Genomic DNA, 20,870 nt, shown 5'->3' on the forward strand with positions numbered 1-20,870 from the left:
CTTGCGCGTCGAAGTGCGCGCCGTCGTACGTGGCGAGCGCTGCCGGGTCACCATCAAGGGAAATAGCCATGAAACTTCTCACTACTCAGGAAGGACTGCCACGCCTGTCCTGGGGCTCCGTCATCGCCGGCGTCATCCTGTCCTCGATTGTGTATCTCATCATGAGCGTGCTTGGAACCGCGATCGGAGCCTCGATGCTTTCCCCGTTGTCGCAGCCTAACCCGTTGCATGGGTTCGGCTTTGGCTCCGGCGCATGGGTCATTATTACGACGGTGCTTGCAGTATTTGTCGGCTCCTATTTCGCGGGCAGGTGCGCCCCCGTTCTTGGCTGGCTGCACGGCCTGCTTTCGTGGGCTGTCATGGCGTTACTGGTCGTATATGGAATGTCCTCGCTGCTTGCCGGGGCGGTCAGCACAGTCGGCAGCGTAGCGTCGACCGGTGCGCAGGTCAGCGCTACCGCCGCAAACCAGAACGGAGGCGCCGGCGACCTCGTCAACTCCGCGAAGCAACAGGTCCAGGCAGCGGTGGCATCTGCTGCATCGGCGGCGTCCGGCCCGGAAGCCGAACAGAACGCGCGCCAGGCGGCAGAGACCGCCGCTCGAGCCGTGGCCCGCGCGAGCTGGTTCTCATTCGCCGCGCTGGTAGTCGGCGCGATTATCGCCGCCGTTTCCGGAAGCGCAGGGTTCCGTCATCAGCCGCCTTTTGAAGACGCGGGCGGCGCCGGTGTGGAGAGCGACGCTGCATTCGCTCGAAGCCGCGTCGCGCGACCGGGCCGCCCGCTATAGGAAAGCCTTACAGCGAGTACAAGCCCAAGCGATTCCTGGGCTTTCCATCTGGAGTCACCATGGAACGAGATCCTGTGCCGACGCCTCCCGCTTCACACCATGTGCCTGACGGTCGTGCGGATGACGAATTGCGTGTGGCAGCAGTCAGGGAACAACTTGAAATAGGCGTGAAAGCGACGGAAACCGGTGCAGTACGGGTGCGCACCGTCGTCCATGAAGATGTGCGCTCCGTCCCGGTCTCGCTGCGAAGTCAGAAAGTGACCGTCGAACGCACCGCTGTCAATCGCGTGGTTGAACGGAAGGATGAGCCCCGGCAGGAAGGCGACACACTCAACAATATCGTGGAACAAGACCATCGGGCGATCAAGCGCCGTACCCGACCCATGTTGGGATTCAAGGATTTTTGCTGTGCTCGCATCTTGTTGAGTGGCATTGAAATCATGCATATGATCGCCAAGGGGCAAATGAAAGGCGCAGGTAAACTCAAGCGATCGGCCGCCCGGCAAATCTACTCACTGGCTATGTAAGTAATCCTCAGCATGTCGCCATCGTTCGCTTGATTGCCTTACCGCGATACCCATTAGTCGGCCGAAGTCAAGGTACGAATTTAGCCATCGCCGGATTGCCATGACGATGGTCATTTTCATCGTCATCGCAATCCGGCGAAATTCCTTCCGTTATCTGCCTCGGCTGCCTGCAGGGCGTGGTACCGCATCCGTTTTCTCGCGGCTGGTTGCGAACCGGATCGCACCAGACACCCATCGGGATCAAGCAATCGGCGATGAGTTGTCGATTGCCCTGGCGGCGGTGCCGCCACAGAGATGTGCGAGTCGTTCTTCGGCACGCTGGAAGCGGAGTTGCTGATGCGCGAGTGCTTTGATACGCGAGACCAGGCGCGGCGTGCTATCTTCCGCTTCATTGAGGGGTGGTACAACATCCGTCGCCTGCACAGCAGCCTGGGCTACTGATCGCCGATGGAATTCGAGCAGGAATACGAAAAAACACAAAATCCATCGCGGGGCGGGCTGCCACCGCCGGGCAGCATCGTGGTCATGATATCCGACCCGCCGCCCGCCCGTGGACAACCCGCGAGGCAACACCGAATGGAGGACACGTTCCGCTGTAAAACTCAACTGCAAATCTATCCGTCGAATCGGGTCAATCTCCACCATTCTTCGTCGGATACATCGGTCGGGTACCCTTTGCGGTCTGCTCTTCTCATCCCGCCAGGATACCAGGTCTCACACAAAGTGCCTAACACGCTATAACCAAGGGTTCGGCGAGCGCGCTCTGCCCAGTTCACTCGATACGAGCGGATTTGAAGCCTCTCAATCCAGGCCGGCGCGTGTGCGGAGGGTGGCGCCCCCGCGTCGTCGAGCGGCAGTTGCTGCGTTCGTCAGCCGTTCAGAAACCCGAGCGTTGCCTGCCAAGCCTTGGCCCGTTTGCTCTGCTCCTCCGTATGGCTTTGCGCCAGCTTCAGCAGACCTTGCACCACTTTGTCTTCGGATGCGAAGCTAAAGCCCGCGTCGTTCAGGTAGCTCGTCCCCCAAATCTTCAGGCCGTCCACATAGCGGCATCCGGCAGTAAACTCGGACTGGCTGACCACCGCCTCATCGTCCTTGTACATCGCCAGAAAATGCATTTTGTCGCCGCAGATGCCGGAGTTCAGCGCCAGCACGGATAACGCGGGAATCGACACCGCATAGCGCTTGAACCAGTTGTTGAAGGCAATCGGCTGCGTATGCAGCGCATCACGTTGATACCGGGCTTGCCAATGCGTTTGCGCCTGGCTAAAAAACATCTTTATGCGTACGATCTCGACGATCTTCCAGATGGTCTTCGCCAGCGTTTCGAGAATCGACACGACCGCGCTGACGATCGAAGCTGCACCTTGCGAAGCAATCTGAATGCCGAGACTCGCCCCGCCCTTGACCATGTCATAGACGCCCTCGCCCACGCTCAGCGACATCGAACGCCGGATCGCCTCGACGATGGTGCCGGGGTGACCAGTCAGAATCTGAACATCGCGCCCCGCCACCCACTCGCGATATTTGGTGATGCCGGCATCGATGGTATTAGCGATCCCCTTGGCCACATCCAGCCCGGCACCGATAAACGGAGCGGCAGCCGCGAACAGCTTGCCGCACAGAAAGTTGACGAGCTTGCGGAGCAACCCCGGCAGCACATCCAGGGCGGTGCCTCCGGGGTCTTTGCGGATATCGGCGATCTTGTCGCAGATCATGCCCCAGAGCTTGGTCGCAGCATCGTTGATCCTGGCGCGGATCGCCTCGTACAGGCGTCGCAACGCACTGTCGGTCGGCATGGGTGGCGTGGCTCCCGAGGTCAACTGACTTGCGGGAACCACCTTTTTGCCAAAGTGCTGGGTAACCTTGTCCTGGACTTTGGCCGCCGCTATCCCGGCCGGCTTCTGCGCCAGGTCCAATACGTCGGATGCGCGCGAAGCTGCCGTATTGCTGTCCGGCGCCGTCCCCAACCCCGCCGTGGTCACGTCGAACGCTCCTTCGAGAACGACCTGGAAGATACTGTCCTCGATCGACGTATTGGCAAACAGATACAACACGCCGAGCCGCGAATTGATCAGCGCGGGCGCCATGAAATTCTGCGCCCCCATCGCGACATCTGTATCCCCCAATCCCCTTAACTGCTCATCGAGCCGTGTGAAACACTGCTTGTGATTACGTGGGTCTTTCTTCCACGCATTGCCCGTACCCTTGCTGTCCCTCCACGCCTTGAAGTGAGTTTGCACCTCGAAGAACCGGTAGACGGTCGGATTGCGCTGGTATTGCAGGATCTGCTCGTCCAGCGCCTTGAGCAGGGCATCGCGCGGCTGGATGGTCAACGCGGTATCTTTCATCCAGGTTTCATAAGGAACGAGTTGCTGCAACGTCGAATTATTGGAAGGCATCGAAGGTCTCCTGGCGCAATCCGTTACTTCAATCAAAAACAAGGCTCGCTGTGCGGTGCCGCCTAGTTCACCAACGGTCCGAAGTTGCAACCGGCCGGCGCGTTCAGCGTGGTTGCTGTACCGACAAGGAAGGTGTTCGGCACGGTGGCACCGCTCGCGAGCAGTTGATCCGCCTTGTAGAAAGGCACACCAAAGGCACCCGCCGAATCGGCCGCGGCGAGATCGCCCAGCGTGTCGAAGCACAATCCGTTTGGTGCGTTCAGCGTTGGAATGCCGCCCACCATGGCCGGACTAATGGTGATCGCCGGTGCCGGCGCGCCCGAAACGCCCAGGTTGGCCTGGGCGAATTCAACCAGCGTGAATGGCGCACCGGCATTGCTCGACCACAGATTGCCGCTGGCATCGAACGCGAGCGCCCACGGCCCTTGAATCGAATTGTTGTTATTCGTCAGGACGACATCCGGCGTTAGCGTCACGCTGGCCGCTGCGCCAACCTTCGGCAGGTTGGCCGCATTGAAGCGGAACAGGATCGTGCCGTCGTTATTGCCGTTGTTGGCCACCCACAAATCACCGGCCTTGTCGAACACGATTCCCAGTGCGCCGTTGAACGGGTTGCTTGAAGTGATCGTGACGCCGGGCGTGATGTTTCCGCCCGTCGTGAGTTGCTGCGCGCCATAGACGAACACGGCATTGGTGCCATGGTCGGCTACCCACAGATCGCCCTGCTGGTCGAATACGGCCTGCTGCGGCGTGTTCAGATTGGTCCCGGTGATCGTGACCGCCGGCATCGGCATGGGGTTTTGTCCGAGTGCGGCCAGTTGCGCGGCGGTGAACATATACAACGCGGGCGGCTTCGCGGGCACAGCCGGCACCGCAGGCATGGAAGCGGTGGCCGGAACAGCCGCCGCGCCGGGGGTGCCGGCGTCCATCACCCACAGGTCGCCAGCGGCGGCGAAGGTCACGCCTTGCGGGGCGCCGAACACGCTGCTGTTGTTCATCAGATGCGGCACGGCCCCACTGCTTCCGCCGCTCAATTGCGAAGGTATGAATTCGAGGACGTTGGTGCCGTTGGCGACCCACAATCCCTGACTGAGCACGGGCGCGGGCGGCGTGGCCGTGGTGGCGGTCGTCCCGGTGGTGCCCCCGCCTCCGCCACCGCAGGCAGCGACAAGCCCCGCTGCTAGCAGCGACACGCACAACAATCTGGTGCGCGTTGAAAATGAGGCGTGTCGGCCCTCTTTCGCGACAGTGATAACACGCTCTGCACGCTTGTCGGTATGCGTCATTGAAATGTTCATTTCCATTCTCCTCGAATTTGACTCCGCCGTTCGGGATAGCTGACGAGTCGTGACGGATAAGACGCTGCGTTTTCCCAAGCGCCCTCTCCTGAATCGCGATAAAAGGACTTGTGTGCCGCTGCGGCACGCCCGGTTCAGTTGCCGGAGCGCAATAGCACCGAGAAACTGACCGGTGCCGAACTGGCCAGCACATTCAGGTTCATCACCGAGCGCAGGGCTTCCACTCCGTCCTGCAGGCCGTAATCCTTCAGATTCACGACGATGGGTGTGCGGGTGCCGACCAACAAGGCGTTCGATGCGAGCTTGACGACGCGCAGGTTCGCGCTCAGCGGCTTGCTCTGTCCGGCAATGGTCAGTCGACCGGTGAGCTCGACATCGGCGCTCGTGCCCACACGCAGCGCATCGAAGCGGTGAACATCGACTTCACCGGTAAACACCGCCTGCGGAAAACTCGCCACCTTGAACAGCAGATATTTCAGGCGATCGTTCCGCAACGGAATATTGGTTTCGACGCTGGCGAGGTCAACGCTGAGCTGGAGCTTGCCGGGGTCGCCGACCGAGCCGTCTACCTGTTTGAACGCCTGCACTTCTTCGATCCCGCCAACGCCAGGCGCGCCCGCCTTGGCGGTCACAAAGGACAGAGCCGATTGGGAACTGTCGACTCGCCAGGCGGCATAGGTCGACGAAGCGGCGAGACATAGCGCAGCGGCCGCAATAGGGATAATGAAGTGACTCATCGTGTCTGTTCCTTTGATTAGCTGGGAGATCCGGGTAATCGAAAATAGATCGATATCCTGAATATCAATCGGTCTACCTCAAGTTGTTCATGTGTTGAACTCGCGTGATGCGGGCTCGCACTGCGACGGGGGCCACTTAGCCGTGCCGGATGCTCCGTTGCCCGACCCTGTCCTGCCGAAAACAGCCGAGCTTGCGTACTTGTTCCATGTGACGATAAAAAAATTTTCGATGGAATAGAAACCGCTGTCCGGTTGTTATCGACGTGATCCCACTCATTTCAAGGAGCGGCGGCGATGAACTTCTCACAACGCGCAACGTCATTCATCGCCCCGTGGGTGCGGCGCGGGATGCTGGCCGCATGCCTGTGCGTCACGCCGTTCACGCATGCTGCTGCGCTGTTGCTGTTGCCGGAGGGCTCAGTGACGCTGATTCGCGGCACCTCTGTGTTCGAGGTCAACGCGCTGCTCGTCACGCAGCCCGGCGACATTCTCACGACGGACGCCCAGCTCGGCGCACAACTGGAAGATGGCACCGGCACGCTGGTGGCGCTCGGCCCGCAGACGCAACTCGCGATCGACACGCCGCCGCACGCCGAAGACGCGTCTGCACTGCCTTCGCTCTCACTGCTAACGGGATGGATCAAGCTGGCCCGAACTGGCGCAGGCGACACCGGGCCGTTGCTGCTTGACACACCGTCGCTACACATCGCGCTGCGGCAAGGTTCAAGCGCGACCCACGCCACCGGTACGTCTAGCGCCCTGTTTGTCGAATCCGGCGGCGCGATAGTGACGATGCGCGATACCCGGGATGCGCCGCAGACCATCATCACCGACCGTTACCTGGAGCGCGACTTTGGCAAGCCGCCGCGGCTAGCCGTCCGGCCTGCCGCGGCATTCGTCGACCAATTGCCCGTGACGTTTCGCGACCCGCTCTCACCGCTGACTCCGCGCGCGTTGCATAACCAGACGAAGCCCGTCACGCCGGTCCAGGGAAGACCGGTTGCTTACGCGGATCTGGCCGACTGGCTCGCGTGCAACTTGCCGGTGCACCGCACCTTCGTGCCGCGTTTTCGCGCGCTCATCCACACCGAGCCATTCCGCACGCAGATCCGCCTCAATATGCACACCTTGCCCGAGTGGCGCCCCATTCTTTGCCCGCCGCCGCCTTTGCCGCCGCATCGGCCGAGCGGTCCACTCCCGTTCGCGGAGGACTCATGAGACTGTCGCTGAGCGTCAAATTCAACCTGGTTTTCCTCGGCATATTCGCAGCCGGTTTCGTCTGCGCCGGCTGGGTCGCGAATGACCTGCTGCAGCGCGCCGCAGTCGAAGAGACCGTGCAGAACGCACGGGTCCTGATGGAAGCGGCCAGCGCCTCGCAAAACTACACCGCGACCCAGATCACACCCTTGCTGGAAACGCAGTTGAAGTACAGCTTCGTGCCACAGTCCGTGCCGGCCTTTTCCGCGGTCGAGACATTGATGTCGCTGGAAAGGCACTTGTCCGGCTATTCGTACCGCTCGACCATGCTGAACCCCACCAATCCGCGCGACCGCCGACCGACTGGGAGACCGACGTGATCCGCCGGCTGCACGACAAGCCAGAGCTGAAAGAACTGGTCGGCATGCGCGACACGCCGAGCGGCCCCAATCTGTATATCGCCCGCCCCAACCGGATCCAGGATGCGGCCTGCATGGAATGCCATAGTGTGCCATCCGCTGCGCCCAGGACCTTGATCGACAAATACGGTCCGAATAACGGCTTCAACTGGTCAATGCATGAAACGATCGGCGCGGATTTCGTCTCCGTGCCGATGTCGTTGCCGATCGCGCGCAGTCAGGCCGTACTGCGCACATTCCTGCTGTCGCTGCTTGCCGTGTTCGGCAGCGTTCTGATTGCGCTGAACGTTATGGTTCATCTACTGGTCACGCGGCGAATTCGCTCGCTTTCGAAGGCCGCCGACGAGGTCAGTCTCGGCAGGCTCGACGGCGCGGATTTCATTGAACGCGGGCATGACGAGATCGCCTCGCTGGCGGCCTCGTTCGCGCGGATGAAGACCAGCCTCGTCGAGGCGTTCAAGATGATCGAGGCCTGAAGAACTCCGCGATGGACGCCGCCCTTATCAAGTCGCTCGGCAAATACCAGATCGAAACGACGCTCGGCGTCGGCGCGATGGGTGTCGTGTATCGCGCGTTCGATCCTCATATCGAGCGCCGCGTCGCCTTGAAGACGATCCGCAACGAACTGTTCGACAGCGGTGAGCGCGCGAGCCTGATGGCGCGCTTTCGCAACGAGGCGCAAGCGGCGGGTCGCCTGTCGCAGCCGAACATCGTCGCGGTCTACGACTACGGCGAGGCGGACGGCACGGCCTACATCGCGATGGAATATGTCGACGGACGCGGCCTCAATGCCCTGCTCGATGCGGGCGAGGCACTCGATCTTCACAACGCGCTCGACTGGTTCACGCACCTGCTTGCCGCACTGGCTTACGCGCATGAGCACGGCGTCGTGCATCGCGACATCAAGCCCGCGAATCTGCTAGTCACCGCGCGCGGCCAACTGAAAGTCACAGATTTCGGCATCGCTCATATCGAATCATCGACGCTGACCGTGGTCGGCTCGATGGTGGGCACGCCGAGCTATATGGCGCCGGAACAGTTCTGCGGCGACTCGGTGGACGGCCGCTCGGACCTGTATTCCGCGGCAGTTGTGCTGTACCAGATGCTGACCGGGCAGCGGCCGTTTGCGGGAGCGCCCGCGTCGGTGATGCAGCAGGTTCTGCGCGACACGCCGCTGCCGCCCACGCAACGCAATCCGGCCCTGCCCGCCGCGCTCGATGCGGTGCTGATGCGCGCACTGGCGAAGGACCGGGCCGTGCGCTACCAGACGCCGGCCGAACTGCGGGCAGCGGTGTTTGAGGCGATCAACGGCGTGTCGTCATATTCGGCATGGGCCGACGATGACCGCACGGTGCTCACGGCGCCAGACGCTGGCGAGACTGCCTCATTGGCGTTGGCGGCGCCGTCTGCTCCCGCCGCGGGTGAAATAAACCCCACCGTTTGGCCCGTTGGCGATCTGGCCGCGGTTGAAGCGCGTCTCGCCGCACAGGTCGGACCGGTCGCGCGCCTGCTGGTCGCCCGCGCCGCGACCCGAGCAGCAGACTTGCCGACGCTGCGCGCGCTGCTGGTCCCTCATATTCCATCGGACAAGGGGCGCCAGCAGTTCACCGATGGGCTTAGCACGCTCGCGGAAGCGACTGCGCGCGGCACCTTGCGCACCGATACGAGCCAGCGAACCTTGCAGCCGCAATCCGCGCAGCGCGACGGGACTTCAATGTCTGCATCAACGTCTGCAACGACGCCGACACCTGAACAAATCCGCGCCGCTGCGCTGCAACTCGCCGTGTATCTCGGACCGATCGCGCACCTCATCGCCAAACGGGAGGCCCCCCGGGCACTCGATCTGCGGATGCTGCAACAGCGGCTCGCCAGCGCGATTTCCAATGACCACGATCGCGCCAGCTTCTTGCGTGCAACCGGATTGAGGACGGACTGAGTCCCTATTGACCTAACCGGCCACGTCGAGGCGACGGTGGCCCCGCTGGAGAACCGCGCATGCATTCCGCCATACCGTTGCCCATGCTCTATCGCTTCAGCCACTGCACAGCGTGCGGCTTGTCCGATCCAGGGCGCGTGCGCCGGGCCAACGAAGACCATTTCCTGATCGACCCGGCGCTCGGCCTGCTCGTCATCGCGGATGGCATGGGCGGTCACGCGTGCGGCGCACTGGCCAGCGAGACCGCCTTGCAACGCATTGCCACGACCGTTCGCGCCGCCAGTGCCGCCATGCCTCGCGCAAGCGGTGGCTCGATCACGGCGGGCGATCCTGACGCCACCGTTCACGATGACGCGCTCGACGCCATCCGCACCCTGCTCGATGCGCTCGATCAGGCCAATGCCACGCTTTACGCGCTGAATACGCGTGAGCCTGGCGCCCTCGAACGCGGCATGGGGACAACCGTGACCGGGCTGTGGCACCCTCCGGCAGCGGATCTGCTGGTGGCGTTTCAGGTCGGCGACAGCCGCCTGTACCGCTATCGCGACGGCGCGCTGCTGCAACTATCGCGGGACCAGACGCTTTATCAGCAGGCACTCGACCTCGGCAACATTGATCGCTTGCCGCCGCGCAACGTGTTGTTGCAGGCGCTCGGTCCGCTGCCTTCGGTGGCGCCGGTGGTAGAGACCCATCGACGCGTACCGGGCGACCGCTATCTGTTGTGCAGCGACGGGTTGTACGGCGAAGTGCCGCATCATGAGATTGAAGCGGTGCTGGCTGCGGTGAGCGTCGATACGCTGGAGGTGGGCTGCCAGCAGTTGGTCGAACTCGCGCTCGATGCCGGCGGAAAAGATAATGTGACGGCGGTGATAGCCTGCTTTCACGACGAAGCGGGTGGCGAGACTTAACGCAGCCCCTTACCGCGACCTTCGATACTCACTCAAGCGCTTCCCCCGGCAACGGACCATGCCACAGCCAACCCGCAGTGCCGCCGTCAAACAATCCCGCGATCTGCACCGCATCCGGCAGACCCGTGCATCCGCACATCGACGGCGCGAGCGTCTCGCCACCGTCAGTCCACCAGACGCAGTTTCCATGATTGCCGGCGGTGCCGGCGCGGATCGTATCCGCCACGCTCGAGAGCAACGCATCGCCAGGCGGCCGGTCAGGCATATCGTCTTTGTCCGTCCCCGTCACAAGGGTCGCGAGCCCGGCCTCCAGTTGCGCGAGCCCCACACCGCTACCCAGCGTGGCCAACGCGAGTTCACCGCAGCGGATGAACCAGGTTCGCGCCTCGCGCAGCCACGCGGAAAGCACGCAGGCCTCCACAGGCGCCGCGATCGTGAGGGGAAAATGACGTCCGACACGATCCACGCCAGGCATCAACACCCCGGCCCAGGCGGTCGGACCCAACACCTCGGCGCCAAGCACGAAGTGCCACAGCGGCGCGCTCAGGTAGGCCCTTAACCAGTCGTCTCCCAGCGCGGCGCGGGCTTGCAGAAGACCTGCCTGCAACATCATGTCCCAGCGCGCGACGAACTCGGGCGGCAAGCGCCTCGTGACAAAATCACCGTTGCAGCGCACCTTGCCGAAGCAGCCGGCCGACCCGGGTCCGCACCTCATAGACGGGCCGGGCAGCTAAACTGTTCGAGGGCGGCACGCCTGAACGGATTCACCACGCTGTACGCGTCGAGTTCGACGATCGCCTTGCGGCCCGCCGAATCGAAACTCAGCCTGAAGCGGTCCGCTTGCGAGGTTGTCTCCAACTTCCCCGCGTCGATAAGATGCAGCAGCGCCCACGGACCGCTTGCGTCGAACGACGTAATCTGCCCCACTGGCGGCGGTGTGAAGTCCACCCGCGCACGGCCGGTGTTCTTGCCGCTGGGCCACTGAAATTGTGCGGATTGCAGCGCGTCGTGCGTGACCACCAACTGCTGACCGTCCAAGTCGAGCGTCACTTGAGTGAGCGACGGGTCGAACGAAAGCGGCTTGATGCCGAAGCGAATCGACACATCGCGTCCACCGTTCCGGAAGAACGCGTCGCGGATCTGTGCGGCGCGCTGGAATTGCGCCAGCACGTCACGCGATAGGCCAAGCGGCACGGCACCCGCGCGCCATTGCCATACCGGCATGCTCGAATCCACGAGATTCGCGAGATTTTTCTGGAAAAAGTCGTCGATCAGGCCGCCTGGGCTGAAAAGCTTGCTGAAGTCGTCGGCAGCCGCATCGCGGGTTGAAGTCCGTACCAGTGGGTAGCGGCCGTCCAGCGCGCTGTGACACAGTTGTCCGACGCTCGACGTCCACAGTGCATTGAGCCGGGCGCGCTCGCCTCCCTGCAACAGCTCGCCGCCTGCCGCCGACAGCGTTGCTGCAATCGCCGCCAATGGCGCGGGTTGCGTCTGCCCGGCCAGCTTCAGCTTGCTCAATGCGTCGCCCGTCGGCGCGGCCTGGCCGAGCCGGCGCGCCGCGTCGGCTGCGTCGAGATAGACCGCGGCGTCTTTGAGCGGCGCAAGCGCTTGATCGAGCGCTGCGTTACCCGCAGCAGCGGCGTCGCCAGTGGCTGCCGAAGCAGCTTTGCCGGCCAATTCGTGCAGCGCCTGGAAGTGCGCGTCGACCGGGGTGGTGAGCGAAGCGTCGCCTGGGGAACTGGCCGGCTGCGTGTCAGGCGCGTTGCCCAACGCCGCGCCAAGGCGTTTGCGCGCGGCATCGAATGCGCCGGCGAGAGTCGCGCCCGAAGCACTGCCCGCCACACTTTTGCCGACGCTCTCGCCGGTGGCACTCGTGGCCGCATCCGTCGCCGCATCGCGCACACGGTGGCCCATTCCAGGCGCCTGCGCCACTACGTCCGCCAAGGTGGTCTCGCGAGCCGTCGCCGCGATCAGATTGCGCAGCGGCGAGTCATGCGCCGACAACTGGTTGGCGATTCGCGCGCCATCGGCGAGGTTCGTAAACGGCACCACGCTCAGGTCCGCCAGCAGACCATCCCAGGCGTGATCGTAGGCGTTGAAATAGCGCTGGGTGAGCGCGCCGCGCAATGCATCAGTGCCCGCCGGCGTCGGCGCTACGTCTTGCCGGCCAAGCACCCAGGCGTCCCGGGCGACGTCCGCGAGCGCCGCTTCGCGCAGCTGCACAAACTGCGCATAACCGTTGCGCGTATACGCACCCGCTACGCCGCCCGTCAACGGCGCACCGCTCGTGCGTGTCAGGAGCAAAGGCGCATTCGGGCCGGCTGCGGCGCTGACGCTGAACGGCGCGGGGCTCGCCTGTTCGAGATCGCGCTGCACGCGGTTGGACAGACGCTGTTCCAGCGGCAACTCGCCGAGCGAAGCACGCGCCTGTTCGATCAGGTGCTGCTCCAGCGGCAATGACGGGTCGAAACGCCGCTTGTCGAACAACGCCGCCAGATGGCCGTCGAGCGCACTGCGCTGCATCGCGCTCGCATCGTGCAGGACGTCGCGCTGCCAATCGAGGTCGACCCAAGCGCGCACCGTATCCGCGTCGTAGTGTTGCGGATCGCCGAGCATCAGGTAGGTGCGCAACGCTTCATACTGGTATCCCTGCGGGTTCGCCGCGCCGCGCCGCAATTGGTCTTCAAGACGCTGCACCACCAGCGGCAACAGCGTTTCGTTCAACAGGCGGCGATACGTAACCTGAGCCTCGGCGCCCAGTTTGTCTCCCTGATATAGCCAAAGCCGCGTCAGCAACGGCACCGGTTTGCCCGCATCGGCATAACCGCCGGGCAAATCGCGTGCGGCGTCGAGCAAAGGTAGCAACGCAAGCGGATCGCGCTGCGCGCCGGCGCTGTGTGCGAGGCCCTGGAGCCGGGTCATCTGTTGATTGAATTCCGCCACATACGCGCGGTTGCGTTGGTAGCTGATCGCAAGGCCGGTCAGCGCGAGCGCCAGCACGACGCCGATCACGCCTAGCGCGCCGCGTTGCAGCCACGCACGCAGCCGTTCGAAACGCGCGTTCGCGCCCGCCAAGGCAGCCTCGCTGAAGATCACGTCCTTCAGGAGCCGGTTGATAAAGTACGCGCGCCCGGCCGATCCTTGATTCACGCTGACGTCGTGACGCAGGCCGAGCGACTGCGCAAGCGCGCCGATGGCCCGATCGATCGGCCGTCCTTGCTGGGTGCCGCTCGTGAAGTACACACCGCGCAAGAATGGTGGCGCGTCATACCGGGTACCGCCGAAAGCGTCGTCGAGGAAGCTGCGCAGCGCGGGCTGCAGACCTGCAAACTGTTGCGGAAAGCCGTAGATCAGCGCGCGCCGCCGCACATCGCTCTCGCGCTGCATGCGGGCCAGCACGCGTACTTGCAGCCGCACGCCCAACGCGTCGAATTCGGCGGGAAACGCGCCCGGCGCCTGCCCGGCACGCGCAGTTTCATCGAATGCAAAGGTGATCCCCCACACCTGTTCACGCTCGTGCTGGCCGAAGTCGTCGAAGAACTCCGTGAAGCCCGCCAGCAAGTCGCATTTCGTCACGACCAGATAGACCGGAAAGCGCGTACCGAGACGCTCCGCCAGTTCGTTCAGACGGGCGCGGATCAGCCGCACATGGGCGGCACGCGCGGCATCGTCCTGCCGCACCAGATCCGCGGCCGACAGCGTCACGATGACCCCGTTCAGCGGACAGCGCGGGCGATACTTGCGCAGCAGGCTCAGGAAGCCGTTCCATGCCGACTGATCGGCTTGCGCATCGCTATCCTGGGTCGTATAGCGGCCGGCGGTGTCGACCAGTACGGCGTCGTCGGTGAACCACCAATCGCAGTGACGCGTGCCGCCGACACCGCCGATCGCCTCCTCGCCCAGCGTATCGCGCAACGGGAAGCGCAGCCCGGAATGCTGTAATGCGGTGGTCTTGCCGGTGCCCGGCGCACCGATGAACATGTACCACGGCAACTGATAGAGCCATTGGCTGCCGAAGCTGCCTTTCATCCGCGCCTTGCGCAGCACCGCGAGCGCCTGCTCGAAGCGCTGCCGCAGTAACGCGGCCTCGGCGCTGGCGGCGCGCGAGGCGGCAAGCGCGCCACCGTCGTCGGCCGCCGCCGCGCTGTTCTGCGCCGCCACGCCGCTGACAAAGCGCAGATTGACGAGCCGCGCCACCAGCGAATGAACGAGCCAACCCAGCGCCCACGCCAGCAGCAGGCAGGCGAGCGCCACCCAGCGGCTGCGATCGGTTTCCAGCGGCACGCTGCCGTTGTACGCCACCAACGGCCCTTCGAACCACAGCACCAGCGCGAGTGCGGCCACGCCGACCAGCGTGAGGCCTTGAGCCGTCTTGATCCAGCGAGCAAGCTTTTTCATGCGACGACTCCCGCACAGGTCATGGAATTGCAGCCGCGCGTCATGACGACGCTCCTGGTGCCAGCAAGGTGATCTCGACGCGCCGGTTCTTCGCACGGCCGGCAGCGGTGTCATTGGACGCAAGCGGCTCGGCGTCGCCGCGCCCTTCCGCGCTCAAACGCGCCGGCGTGCCGGTGATGGCGGCAAGCAGGTTCCGCACGCTGTCGGCGCGCGCCTGCGACAGATTCCAGTTCGACGGAAAGCGTGTCGACAACGGCGGCTGATTGTCGGTGTGACCGGTCACGACGACTTTGCCGGGCACCGCTTGCAGCGCTTGCGCAATGCGTGTCACCAGCGGTTGGTAGGCTGCTTCCAGCACCGCGCTGCCCGACGCAAACAGGCCATCGCCATTGATGGTGACCACCGAGCGGTCGGCGCTATCGCGCACCGTGACAAGACCCTGCGCGATCTCCGGCGCGAGAAAGGTCGCGAGCTTCGCCGTCGCGGCCGGCTGCGCCGCAGCGACGGCCGGCATCAGCGGCGGTGCGCTCACGCGAATGCCATTGAACGCATTGAAGACCGGGTCCGAGGCGCGATTCAGACTCACACCGAGTGCAAGATGCGTCGCCACCAGCACCACACCGGCCAATGCGGCTGCGACCCACAGCGGCACCCGTTGCGTCAGCGAGCGGCGCGCACGCTGCACGGGCTGCCAATGCACTGACAGCTCCGCTTCGAACGAACCGCGCTGTACACGGATGATCTGCGCGAGGCGCTCGCGCACCGACTCGAGCTGCGCCCGGCCGCCCTCCAGCAGCCGATAGCGGCCCTCGAAGCCCAGCGACAGCATCACGTAGATCAGTTCGAGCACATCCACGTTGCGCGCCGGGTCCTGTGCGAGCCGTTGCAGGATCAGAAAGAAGCGCTCGCCGCCGGATGCTTCGTTATGAAAGGTCACCAGCAGGCTGCGGCTCGCCCACATGCCGCTGCCCCACGGCGTGCCCGAGATGGCTTCGTCGATGCAGGTGCACAGGCAATAGCGAGCGGCGGCGAGCCGTTCGGTGTCGTAGCCGCTCGCGCGGGCCTCGGCTTCGAAAACCTTCACCATCTGCAGCAGTTGCACACGCAACCCTTCGACATCGGCGCACGCAGGCAAGGTGCGCAGCGGCAATGCGAGGTCGAGCAGCGGATTGGCCGAGCGAACCAGTGGGTTCAAGCCGCTAGCCGTTGCGATGAGCGGCGCGCGCTCCGCGTGACCGGCGCCGGACGGCGCGGCGCGCATCGGCGCCACATTGGCCGGCACGCCAGACGGCGCGACAACGGGCGAGCTGATTGCAGACGCGCGCCGCCCGCCCGGCTGCGGTATCAGGATGGTTTCGTCGGAGACGGCGTCGAGCGGCCAGGGAGACGGAGTATTCACGATCGGTTCCTTATGCGAGGGCTGGCGGCGCGCGCGCTCATGGACGGATGGCCCAGAACTCGAGTGCGAGCCCCGGGAAGTCGCCGGCAACGTGCAACGCCACCCCGGCAGAGGTGGCAAGATGCTTCCACAACTCGCTGCCGCGCTCGAGTTCGAAGTAGGTGAACCCTGCGTGGAACGGCAACTGGCGCGGCGCGACCGGTAACGCGCGCAGCCCGATGCCCGGCAATTGCAGATTCACCAGATCGCGAATCCGTTCGACTGGGCCCAGCTTGGCTTGCGGCGGAAACCCGTTCAGCAGCGCCGCCGGCGCCAGATCGGCCTTCACGGCGAGCACGAAACTCGCCGACCGGAACAGATCTGTATCGGGCACCACGGCGACGCGCAAACCGTACTTGCGTTCATCGAGTGGAATCGGCACCGCATGTGGGTCCATGACCGCGCTAAGCGCGTTGCGCAAGGCGTCAATCAGTGGCGTAAAGGTCTCATCGAGCCGGTCGTGGCGATAGACCGGAAAGGCCTCCGGGCGCTTGCCGGCCTGGCAGAAAGTCGCGAGTTCGCCGGCCAGTTGCAGCGCATGGTGATGCAGGTCGTGCGGATGCAAACCGGTGCTCGTCGCCAGCGCGGCGAACAGCGGCTCTGCGCGGTTCAGCACCTGCAACAGCAGGAAGTCGGCGATCTCCGCTGCGCCCGTCAGCGCCGGCTGCGCGAGGCGCGCGGCAAGCGCATCGGCGCGTTGATGCAGCAAGCCCAGCAGTTCATCGACGAACGAGGCCAGCCGCCGCGCGACGCGATAGTCCAGACACGGCGGCGCGTAGTCAGTATCGAGCACGACGCGGTTATCCGCGCGCCGTTCGACCACCCGCACCACGCCCAGCGATGCATAGGCATGGGCGACGTCCGCTTCCAGCGCGAGCCGCAGCCGCAGATTGCCGACCTGCATCAAGGCGGCGCCCGTGGCCCCGTCGTTGCTGTCGCGCACTTCCGTTTCGGCAATCCGGTGCCGCGCGAAACTGTCGTGAGCCGTATCGCCGGCGGCATACGCGGCTTCCGGCACACCGGGCCGCGAGACCGGCAACGCCAGCACGACGGTCAGATCGCGCGCGCCCTCCGGCACGGCGAGCGGCAGCGGCAGTTCGTCGTCCGCGGGCAGGCGAAACGGCGTGCCGTCCGGCAGCACACCGGAACACTCAGTCAATGCGATTCGACCGAGCTTGAGCTGTTCGGTGTCGATGGAGAGCGTCGAAAAACCAAAGGCGTAAGGCCGCAGGGCGGCACAACGCGTGTCGATCAGCGCGTGCAGATAACGGTCGTGCTGCTGCAGATGCTGCGGTTGCAACAGCATGCCTTCGGACCAGATCACCTTGTTATTTCTGGACATTGTCGTCTCGCTGCGAATCAGTAGAAGTCAGTGGCTGGCCATCGCGCAACAGGTCGGCTTGCCGCTCGTAGGCATTGTTAAAGGCGCTGCCGCACAGCGCCTGAAGGTCTTCGTCGCCCGCGCGCGCGAGTTGGCCGTGGAGGGCAGTGAACTGATCCCACAGTCGAGCCTTGCGGCGACCGGGCAGTTTGCCGAGCCAGCCGCGCGCGTCTTGCGCCTCGACCGCGGCGCTCAGGGTGTGCGGATCGAAGCGGCCGAGCATGTGCTGTAACGCGGCCCGCATGCCGGCGAGCACCGCCAGTTCGTGACCGCGGATGTCGTCGAATGCGCATTGCAGCGCGGCTTGCGCGGGCAGATAGCCGTTGCTGCGGCCGCTCAACATTTGCTGCAACGCGCTGTCGCCGTCGGGAAAGAACTTCAGCGGATTGTTGTCACGCTGCAAGAGCAAGGTGGTGTCGAGACGCACCTCGCGTTTGAGCACCGAACGTGACAGCAGGACGTTCACCGTGCCGCTGACCGCCGTGCGCAGCATGAGGCCCGCCAGACGGGCGAGATCGGCGCCGTTACGCTCGCGCGCTGCGGATCGCTCAAGGCCCAGGCCGTCGAGCAACGCGGCGAGGGTGGGATCGGCGGAGGCAGGCGCAGCAGATTGAGCCCAAACGGCCGAAGCAACCGTTTGTGGCGCAACCGCGTCCGCGCCAGCTTCGCTGTGGCTACCGGCGTGCCGTCCGGGCACCCGATCGCTCAATGGGTCGTAGTCAGCGGGAATGCCCATGACGGGTTGGACGCCGGACGCCACTGCCGGTGGCACAAAAGCGAATTGCTCCGGCGGCACGTGATCGTGTTCGGACCCGGCGAACGCGACGCCGCCATCCGCTGGCTGCGCGGACTGCCGCAGCGGCGCGCCCAGCGGATCAAACGACGCGCCAGCCAAAGGCGCGCCCGCCAGCACAGCCGCCCGTGCTAGCGGATCGCCAGGCAGCGCAGCGGTTGCGAACGGCGGCATGCCACCCAGCAGGTCCGCGGCGTGATCCCGACTAGCCACGCTGAATAGACCCGCTGCATCGTGGCCCGCACTGCTCGCAGGCTCGACGGCAAGCACTTCGAGTGTCACGTCGAGCACATAGGCGCCAATCTCCAGCCGGTCCCGATCCGCGAGCCGCGCGCGCGTGCCAGGCGTCACCGGCCGGCCGTTCAGGCGGCTCGGGTTGCTGCCGAGGTCGGTCAGCCACCATGCACCGTTCGCGTAATCAATCCGCCCTTGCACCCGCGACACGGTTTTGAGCGCGTCCGGCAGGACCAGCGCGTTATTCGGCCCGCGGCCAATGGTGCCCCCCGTCGTGTCGAAGCAGCGCGTAAGCGTCGTCGCCGGCATGGCGCACTGATAGGATCTGACGCCGAGCGTCAGGCGCGACCCGGAGTGTGCATCGTCGTACCCGTATGCGCCGGGCGTGAAGTGGTCCGCGAGCGTGTTCATTGCGAACCGTCGTCAGCTTGTTGCGGCTCGGCCGGCGCATCGGGGGCGGCGCTCTGCGCCCCCGCACCGCCGCCCCCGCCGCCGCAATTGATCTGCACCATCGGGCCATCGATCGTCACCGGACCCGCGCCGCTAATCGCGATCCCTTCCGGTCCGAGCACGATCGTATTGCCGCCGGCCTTGAGCGTGAGCATCATTCCGGCTTCGATCGTGACGTTCATGCCGCCTTTGATATCGACGCTCTCACCCGCACTGAGCGCGAGGTTCATACCGGACTTGTGCTGGGTGTCCTGCCCGACATCGAGCGACAGCTTGCCGCCGATCTTGCCGTTGTGATTGCCGGTGAGTGCGTCGCTGCGATTTCCGCCGCACTGGGCCAGATCGTCGCCTTTGACGATCACATGCCGCTGGTTGCCGATCCAGCACAGCGCGTCGTGCTTCACATAGGTATCGAGGTTGCGCTCCGCATGAAAGAACAGTTGCTCGTTTCCTTTGCTGTCTTCGAAGCGCATTTCATTGAAGCCATTGCCGCCCTTCGTGGAGTTGCTCTTGAGGGTCGCACGCGACGCATGCTCGGGCAACGCATACGGCGGCATTTGCGCAGCGTTATAGACGCTGCCCGTCACGATGGGCCGATCCGGATCGCCCTCGATAAACTCCACCAGCACTTCCTGGCCGATGCGCGGCAAGAAGAACGCGCCCCACTGCTGCCCCGCCCACGCCTGGGCCACACGCACCCAGCAGCGCTGCAATGCCTGATCGCCGGCGGGTGGCGCGAACTGCTCCCAATGGAACTGCACCTTGATGCGGCCGTACTTGTCGGTATGGATTTCTTCGCCCGCCGGACCCACCACGACCGCTGTCTGCGGGCCGCATACGCGCGCACGGGGAGTGAGCCGTGCGGTGCGAAACGTGCCGTCGTGACGCAGCGCCGTGAACGAACTGTCGAACACGAACCGCTGGGGAGCGGCGTCCTGCGCGGACAGGTGCGTGTCCGATTGCAGTTCGTAGCGCGCCGACACGACCAGGTACTCGCCGTTCTGATCGTCACGTGGATGCCCACTGAGCTTAAACAGGCCGCCAGGCCAGATGCCGCGCGCGGTAGTGCGACCGCCGAAGCGCTCGTTAGCGGCCTGATGCGCCTCTACGTGCGCCTGCGCGTAGCGGTCGGCATCGGCATGCTGGGCGTAGCCGACGCCGTGCTCCTGCCTCGCGTAGACCACCGGATCGAGCGGCTGCGTGCGCAGCGCGCGGCTTAGCAAGCCCTGTTGCGCGCTTTGCACCGGCTTTTCGAAATCGTAGTCGTTGACTTCGCTGATACCGGTCTGTACCTCGCCGCCGCACGACCACGCATAGATGCATTCAAATTCGGTCGGCGCAACGAACTGCGCGCGGTACGGAATCCGCGCGTAGTGGGGTGTCGCCGCGTGCACCTGCGACGAATCCGCGAGGATCAGCTTATGCTTGCCGCCGTGGTGCTCGAAGTAGTAGTAAATGCCTTCGTGTTCAAGAAGACGGCTGACAAAATCGAAGTCGCTCTCGCGATACTGCGCGCGCTGCTCGCGGCTCGCATAGCTCGCCGTGCAGCGGTTGTCGAAGTCGATCTGATAGCCGGCCAGCACGTGGCTGACGATTGCCGGCACCGTCATCGCGTAGAAGAAGCGGCAGTGCGATGCGCGCGTCAGCAGCCACAGGCGCGGCCGCACAGTGGCGCGGTACGCAGCAGGCCGGTTCGGATTGGTGCTGGCCGGGCGAACCAGTTCAAAGGCAGTGACGATGCCGTTGAATTCGCGCTCGCCCCCACCGGGCAGTTCGAGGCTCACGGACAGGTCGCTGCCCAGCATCGGCGCGACCGCCAGATCGGAACGCTCGGCGAGAAGTTCGAGGTCCCACTGAGCGAGACGCCCCAGTTCTTCGTGGCCGCGCATGCAAAACAGCACCAGGCCGTCGGCTTGAAGCGCGCATTTGAGGCGGATCGCGCGATTGAGGTCGGTCAGCATCATCACGAT

At 64.5% G+C, this 20,870-nt stretch carries 15 protein-coding genes and 2 pseudogenes; 8 read left to right on the forward strand and 9 right to left on the reverse strand.

What is annotated here, in order from left to right; all coding sequences use genetic code 11:
* Positions 1–68 precede the first annotated feature (68 nt).
* The 3 genes and pseudogenes from HF916_RS04925 to HF916_RS04935 all read left to right on the forward strand — a co-directional run.
* The gene (locus HF916_RS04925; protein WP_168788010.1) at positions 69–785 is read left to right on the forward strand and encodes a hypothetical protein; all 717 of its coding nucleotides are present in this window, start codon (positions 69–71) and stop codon (positions 783–785) included.
* Between the two features lie 59 nt (positions 786–844).
* Positions 845–1,312: a DDE-type integrase/transposase/recombinase gene (locus HF916_RS50415; RefSeq protein ID WP_240975368.1), complete on the forward strand. Its 468-nt coding sequence runs from the start codon at positions 845–847 to the stop codon at positions 1,310–1,312.
* 294 nt (positions 1,313–1,606) lie between these two features.
* Positions 1,607–1,753 (forward strand): annotated as a pseudogene (locus HF916_RS04935) (IS3 family transposase); the annotation flags it as partial.
* 428 nt (positions 1,754–2,181) lie between these two features.
* Here the strand turns inward: HF916_RS04935 and HF916_RS04940 are convergent.
* The 3 genes from HF916_RS04940 to HF916_RS04950 all read right to left on the reverse strand — a co-directional run bounded on the left by HF916_RS04940 (position 2,182) and on the right by HF916_RS04950 (position 5,746).
* Positions 2,182–3,801, reverse strand: a complete 1,620-nt coding sequence (locus tag HF916_RS04940) for a hypothetical protein (protein WP_168788012.1) — start codon at positions 3,799–3,801, stop codon at positions 2,182–2,184.
* Positions 3,774–5,009: a hypothetical protein gene (locus HF916_RS04945; protein WP_168788013.1), complete on the reverse strand. Its 1,236-nt coding sequence runs from the start codon at positions 5,007–5,009 to the stop codon at positions 3,774–3,776. Before HF916_RS04945 ends, HF916_RS04940 begins: the two co-directional genes overlap by 28 nt.
* 134 nt (positions 5,010–5,143) lie before the next feature.
* Entirely contained in the window at positions 5,144–5,746 is a 603-nt protein-coding gene (locus HF916_RS04950) for a YceI family protein (RefSeq protein WP_206001786.1), read from the reverse strand.
* A gap of 294 nt (positions 5,747–6,040) precedes the next feature.
* Here HF916_RS04950 and HF916_RS04955 point away from each other — a divergent pair, with 294 nt between their 5' ends.
* The 5 genes and pseudogenes from HF916_RS04955 (at position 6,041) to HF916_RS04970 (ending at position 10,206) form a co-directional block, all read left to right on the forward strand.
* Positions 6,041–6,964: a hypothetical protein gene (locus HF916_RS04955; RefSeq protein WP_168788015.1), complete on the forward strand. Its 924-nt coding sequence runs from the start codon at positions 6,041–6,043 to the stop codon at positions 6,962–6,964.
* 137 nt (positions 6,965–7,101) lie between these two features.
* Positions 7,102–7,496: pseudogene (locus HF916_RS51645) on the forward strand (Tll0287-like domain-containing protein); the annotation flags it as partial.
* Positions 7,497–7,652: 156 nt separating this feature from the next.
* Entirely contained in the window at positions 7,653–7,838 is a 186-nt protein-coding gene (locus HF916_RS51650; protein ID WP_346777714.1) for a HAMP domain-containing protein, read from the forward strand.
* An 11-nt stretch (positions 7,839–7,849) separates the two neighbouring features.
* Positions 7,850–9,298: a serine/threonine-protein kinase gene (locus HF916_RS04965; protein WP_168788016.1), complete on the forward strand. Its 1,449-nt coding sequence runs from the start codon at positions 7,850–7,852 to the stop codon at positions 9,296–9,298.
* Between the two features lie 59 nt (positions 9,299–9,357).
* Positions 9,358–10,206, forward strand: a complete 849-nt coding sequence (locus HF916_RS04970) for a PP2C family protein-serine/threonine phosphatase (protein ID WP_168788017.1) — start codon at positions 9,358–9,360, stop codon at positions 10,204–10,206.
* Positions 10,207–10,234: 28 nt separating this feature from the next.
* Here HF916_RS04970 and tagF read toward each other — a convergent pair whose 3' ends face one another.
* The 6 genes from tagF to HF916_RS05000 form a co-directional block, all read right to left on the reverse strand.
* Positions 10,235–10,849, reverse strand: coding sequence for a type VI secretion system-associated protein TagF (gene tagF / locus HF916_RS04975; RefSeq protein WP_240975369.1), 615 nt, complete (start codon positions 10,847–10,849; stop codon positions 10,235–10,237).
* Positions 10,850–10,917: 68 nt separating this feature from the next.
* A complete protein-coding gene (tssM, locus tag HF916_RS04980) occupies positions 10,918–14,604 on the reverse strand; it encodes a type VI secretion system membrane subunit TssM (protein ID WP_168788019.1) in 3,687 nt (1,228 codons plus the stop codon).
* A 40-nt stretch (positions 14,605–14,644) separates the two neighbouring features.
* Complete coding sequence (locus HF916_RS04985) at positions 14,645–16,003, reverse strand: DotU family type VI secretion system protein (RefSeq protein ID WP_168788020.1); 1,359 nt, start codon at positions 16,001–16,003, stop codon at positions 14,645–14,647.
* A 37-nt stretch (positions 16,004–16,040) separates the two neighbouring features.
* A complete protein-coding gene (gene tssK, locus HF916_RS04990) occupies positions 16,041–17,384 on the reverse strand; it encodes a type VI secretion system baseplate subunit TssK (protein WP_168788021.1) in 1,344 nt (447 codons plus the stop codon).
* Positions 17,371–18,861, reverse strand: a complete 1,491-nt coding sequence (tagH, locus tag HF916_RS04995; protein ID WP_168788022.1) for a type VI secretion system-associated FHA domain protein TagH — start codon at positions 18,859–18,861, stop codon at positions 17,371–17,373. Before tagH ends, tssK begins: the two co-directional genes overlap by 14 nt.
* A complete protein-coding gene (locus HF916_RS05000; protein ID WP_168788023.1) occupies positions 18,858–20,864 on the reverse strand; it encodes a type VI secretion system Vgr family protein in 2,007 nt (668 codons plus the stop codon). Before HF916_RS05000 ends, tagH begins: the two co-directional genes overlap by 4 nt.
* Positions 20,865–20,870 lie beyond the last annotated feature (6 nt).

It is taken from the genome of Paraburkholderia aromaticivorans, from assembly GCF_012689525.1.
In the GTDB taxonomy this organism is placed as follows: domain Bacteria; phylum Pseudomonadota; class Gammaproteobacteria; order Burkholderiales; family Burkholderiaceae; genus Paraburkholderia; species Paraburkholderia aromaticivorans_A.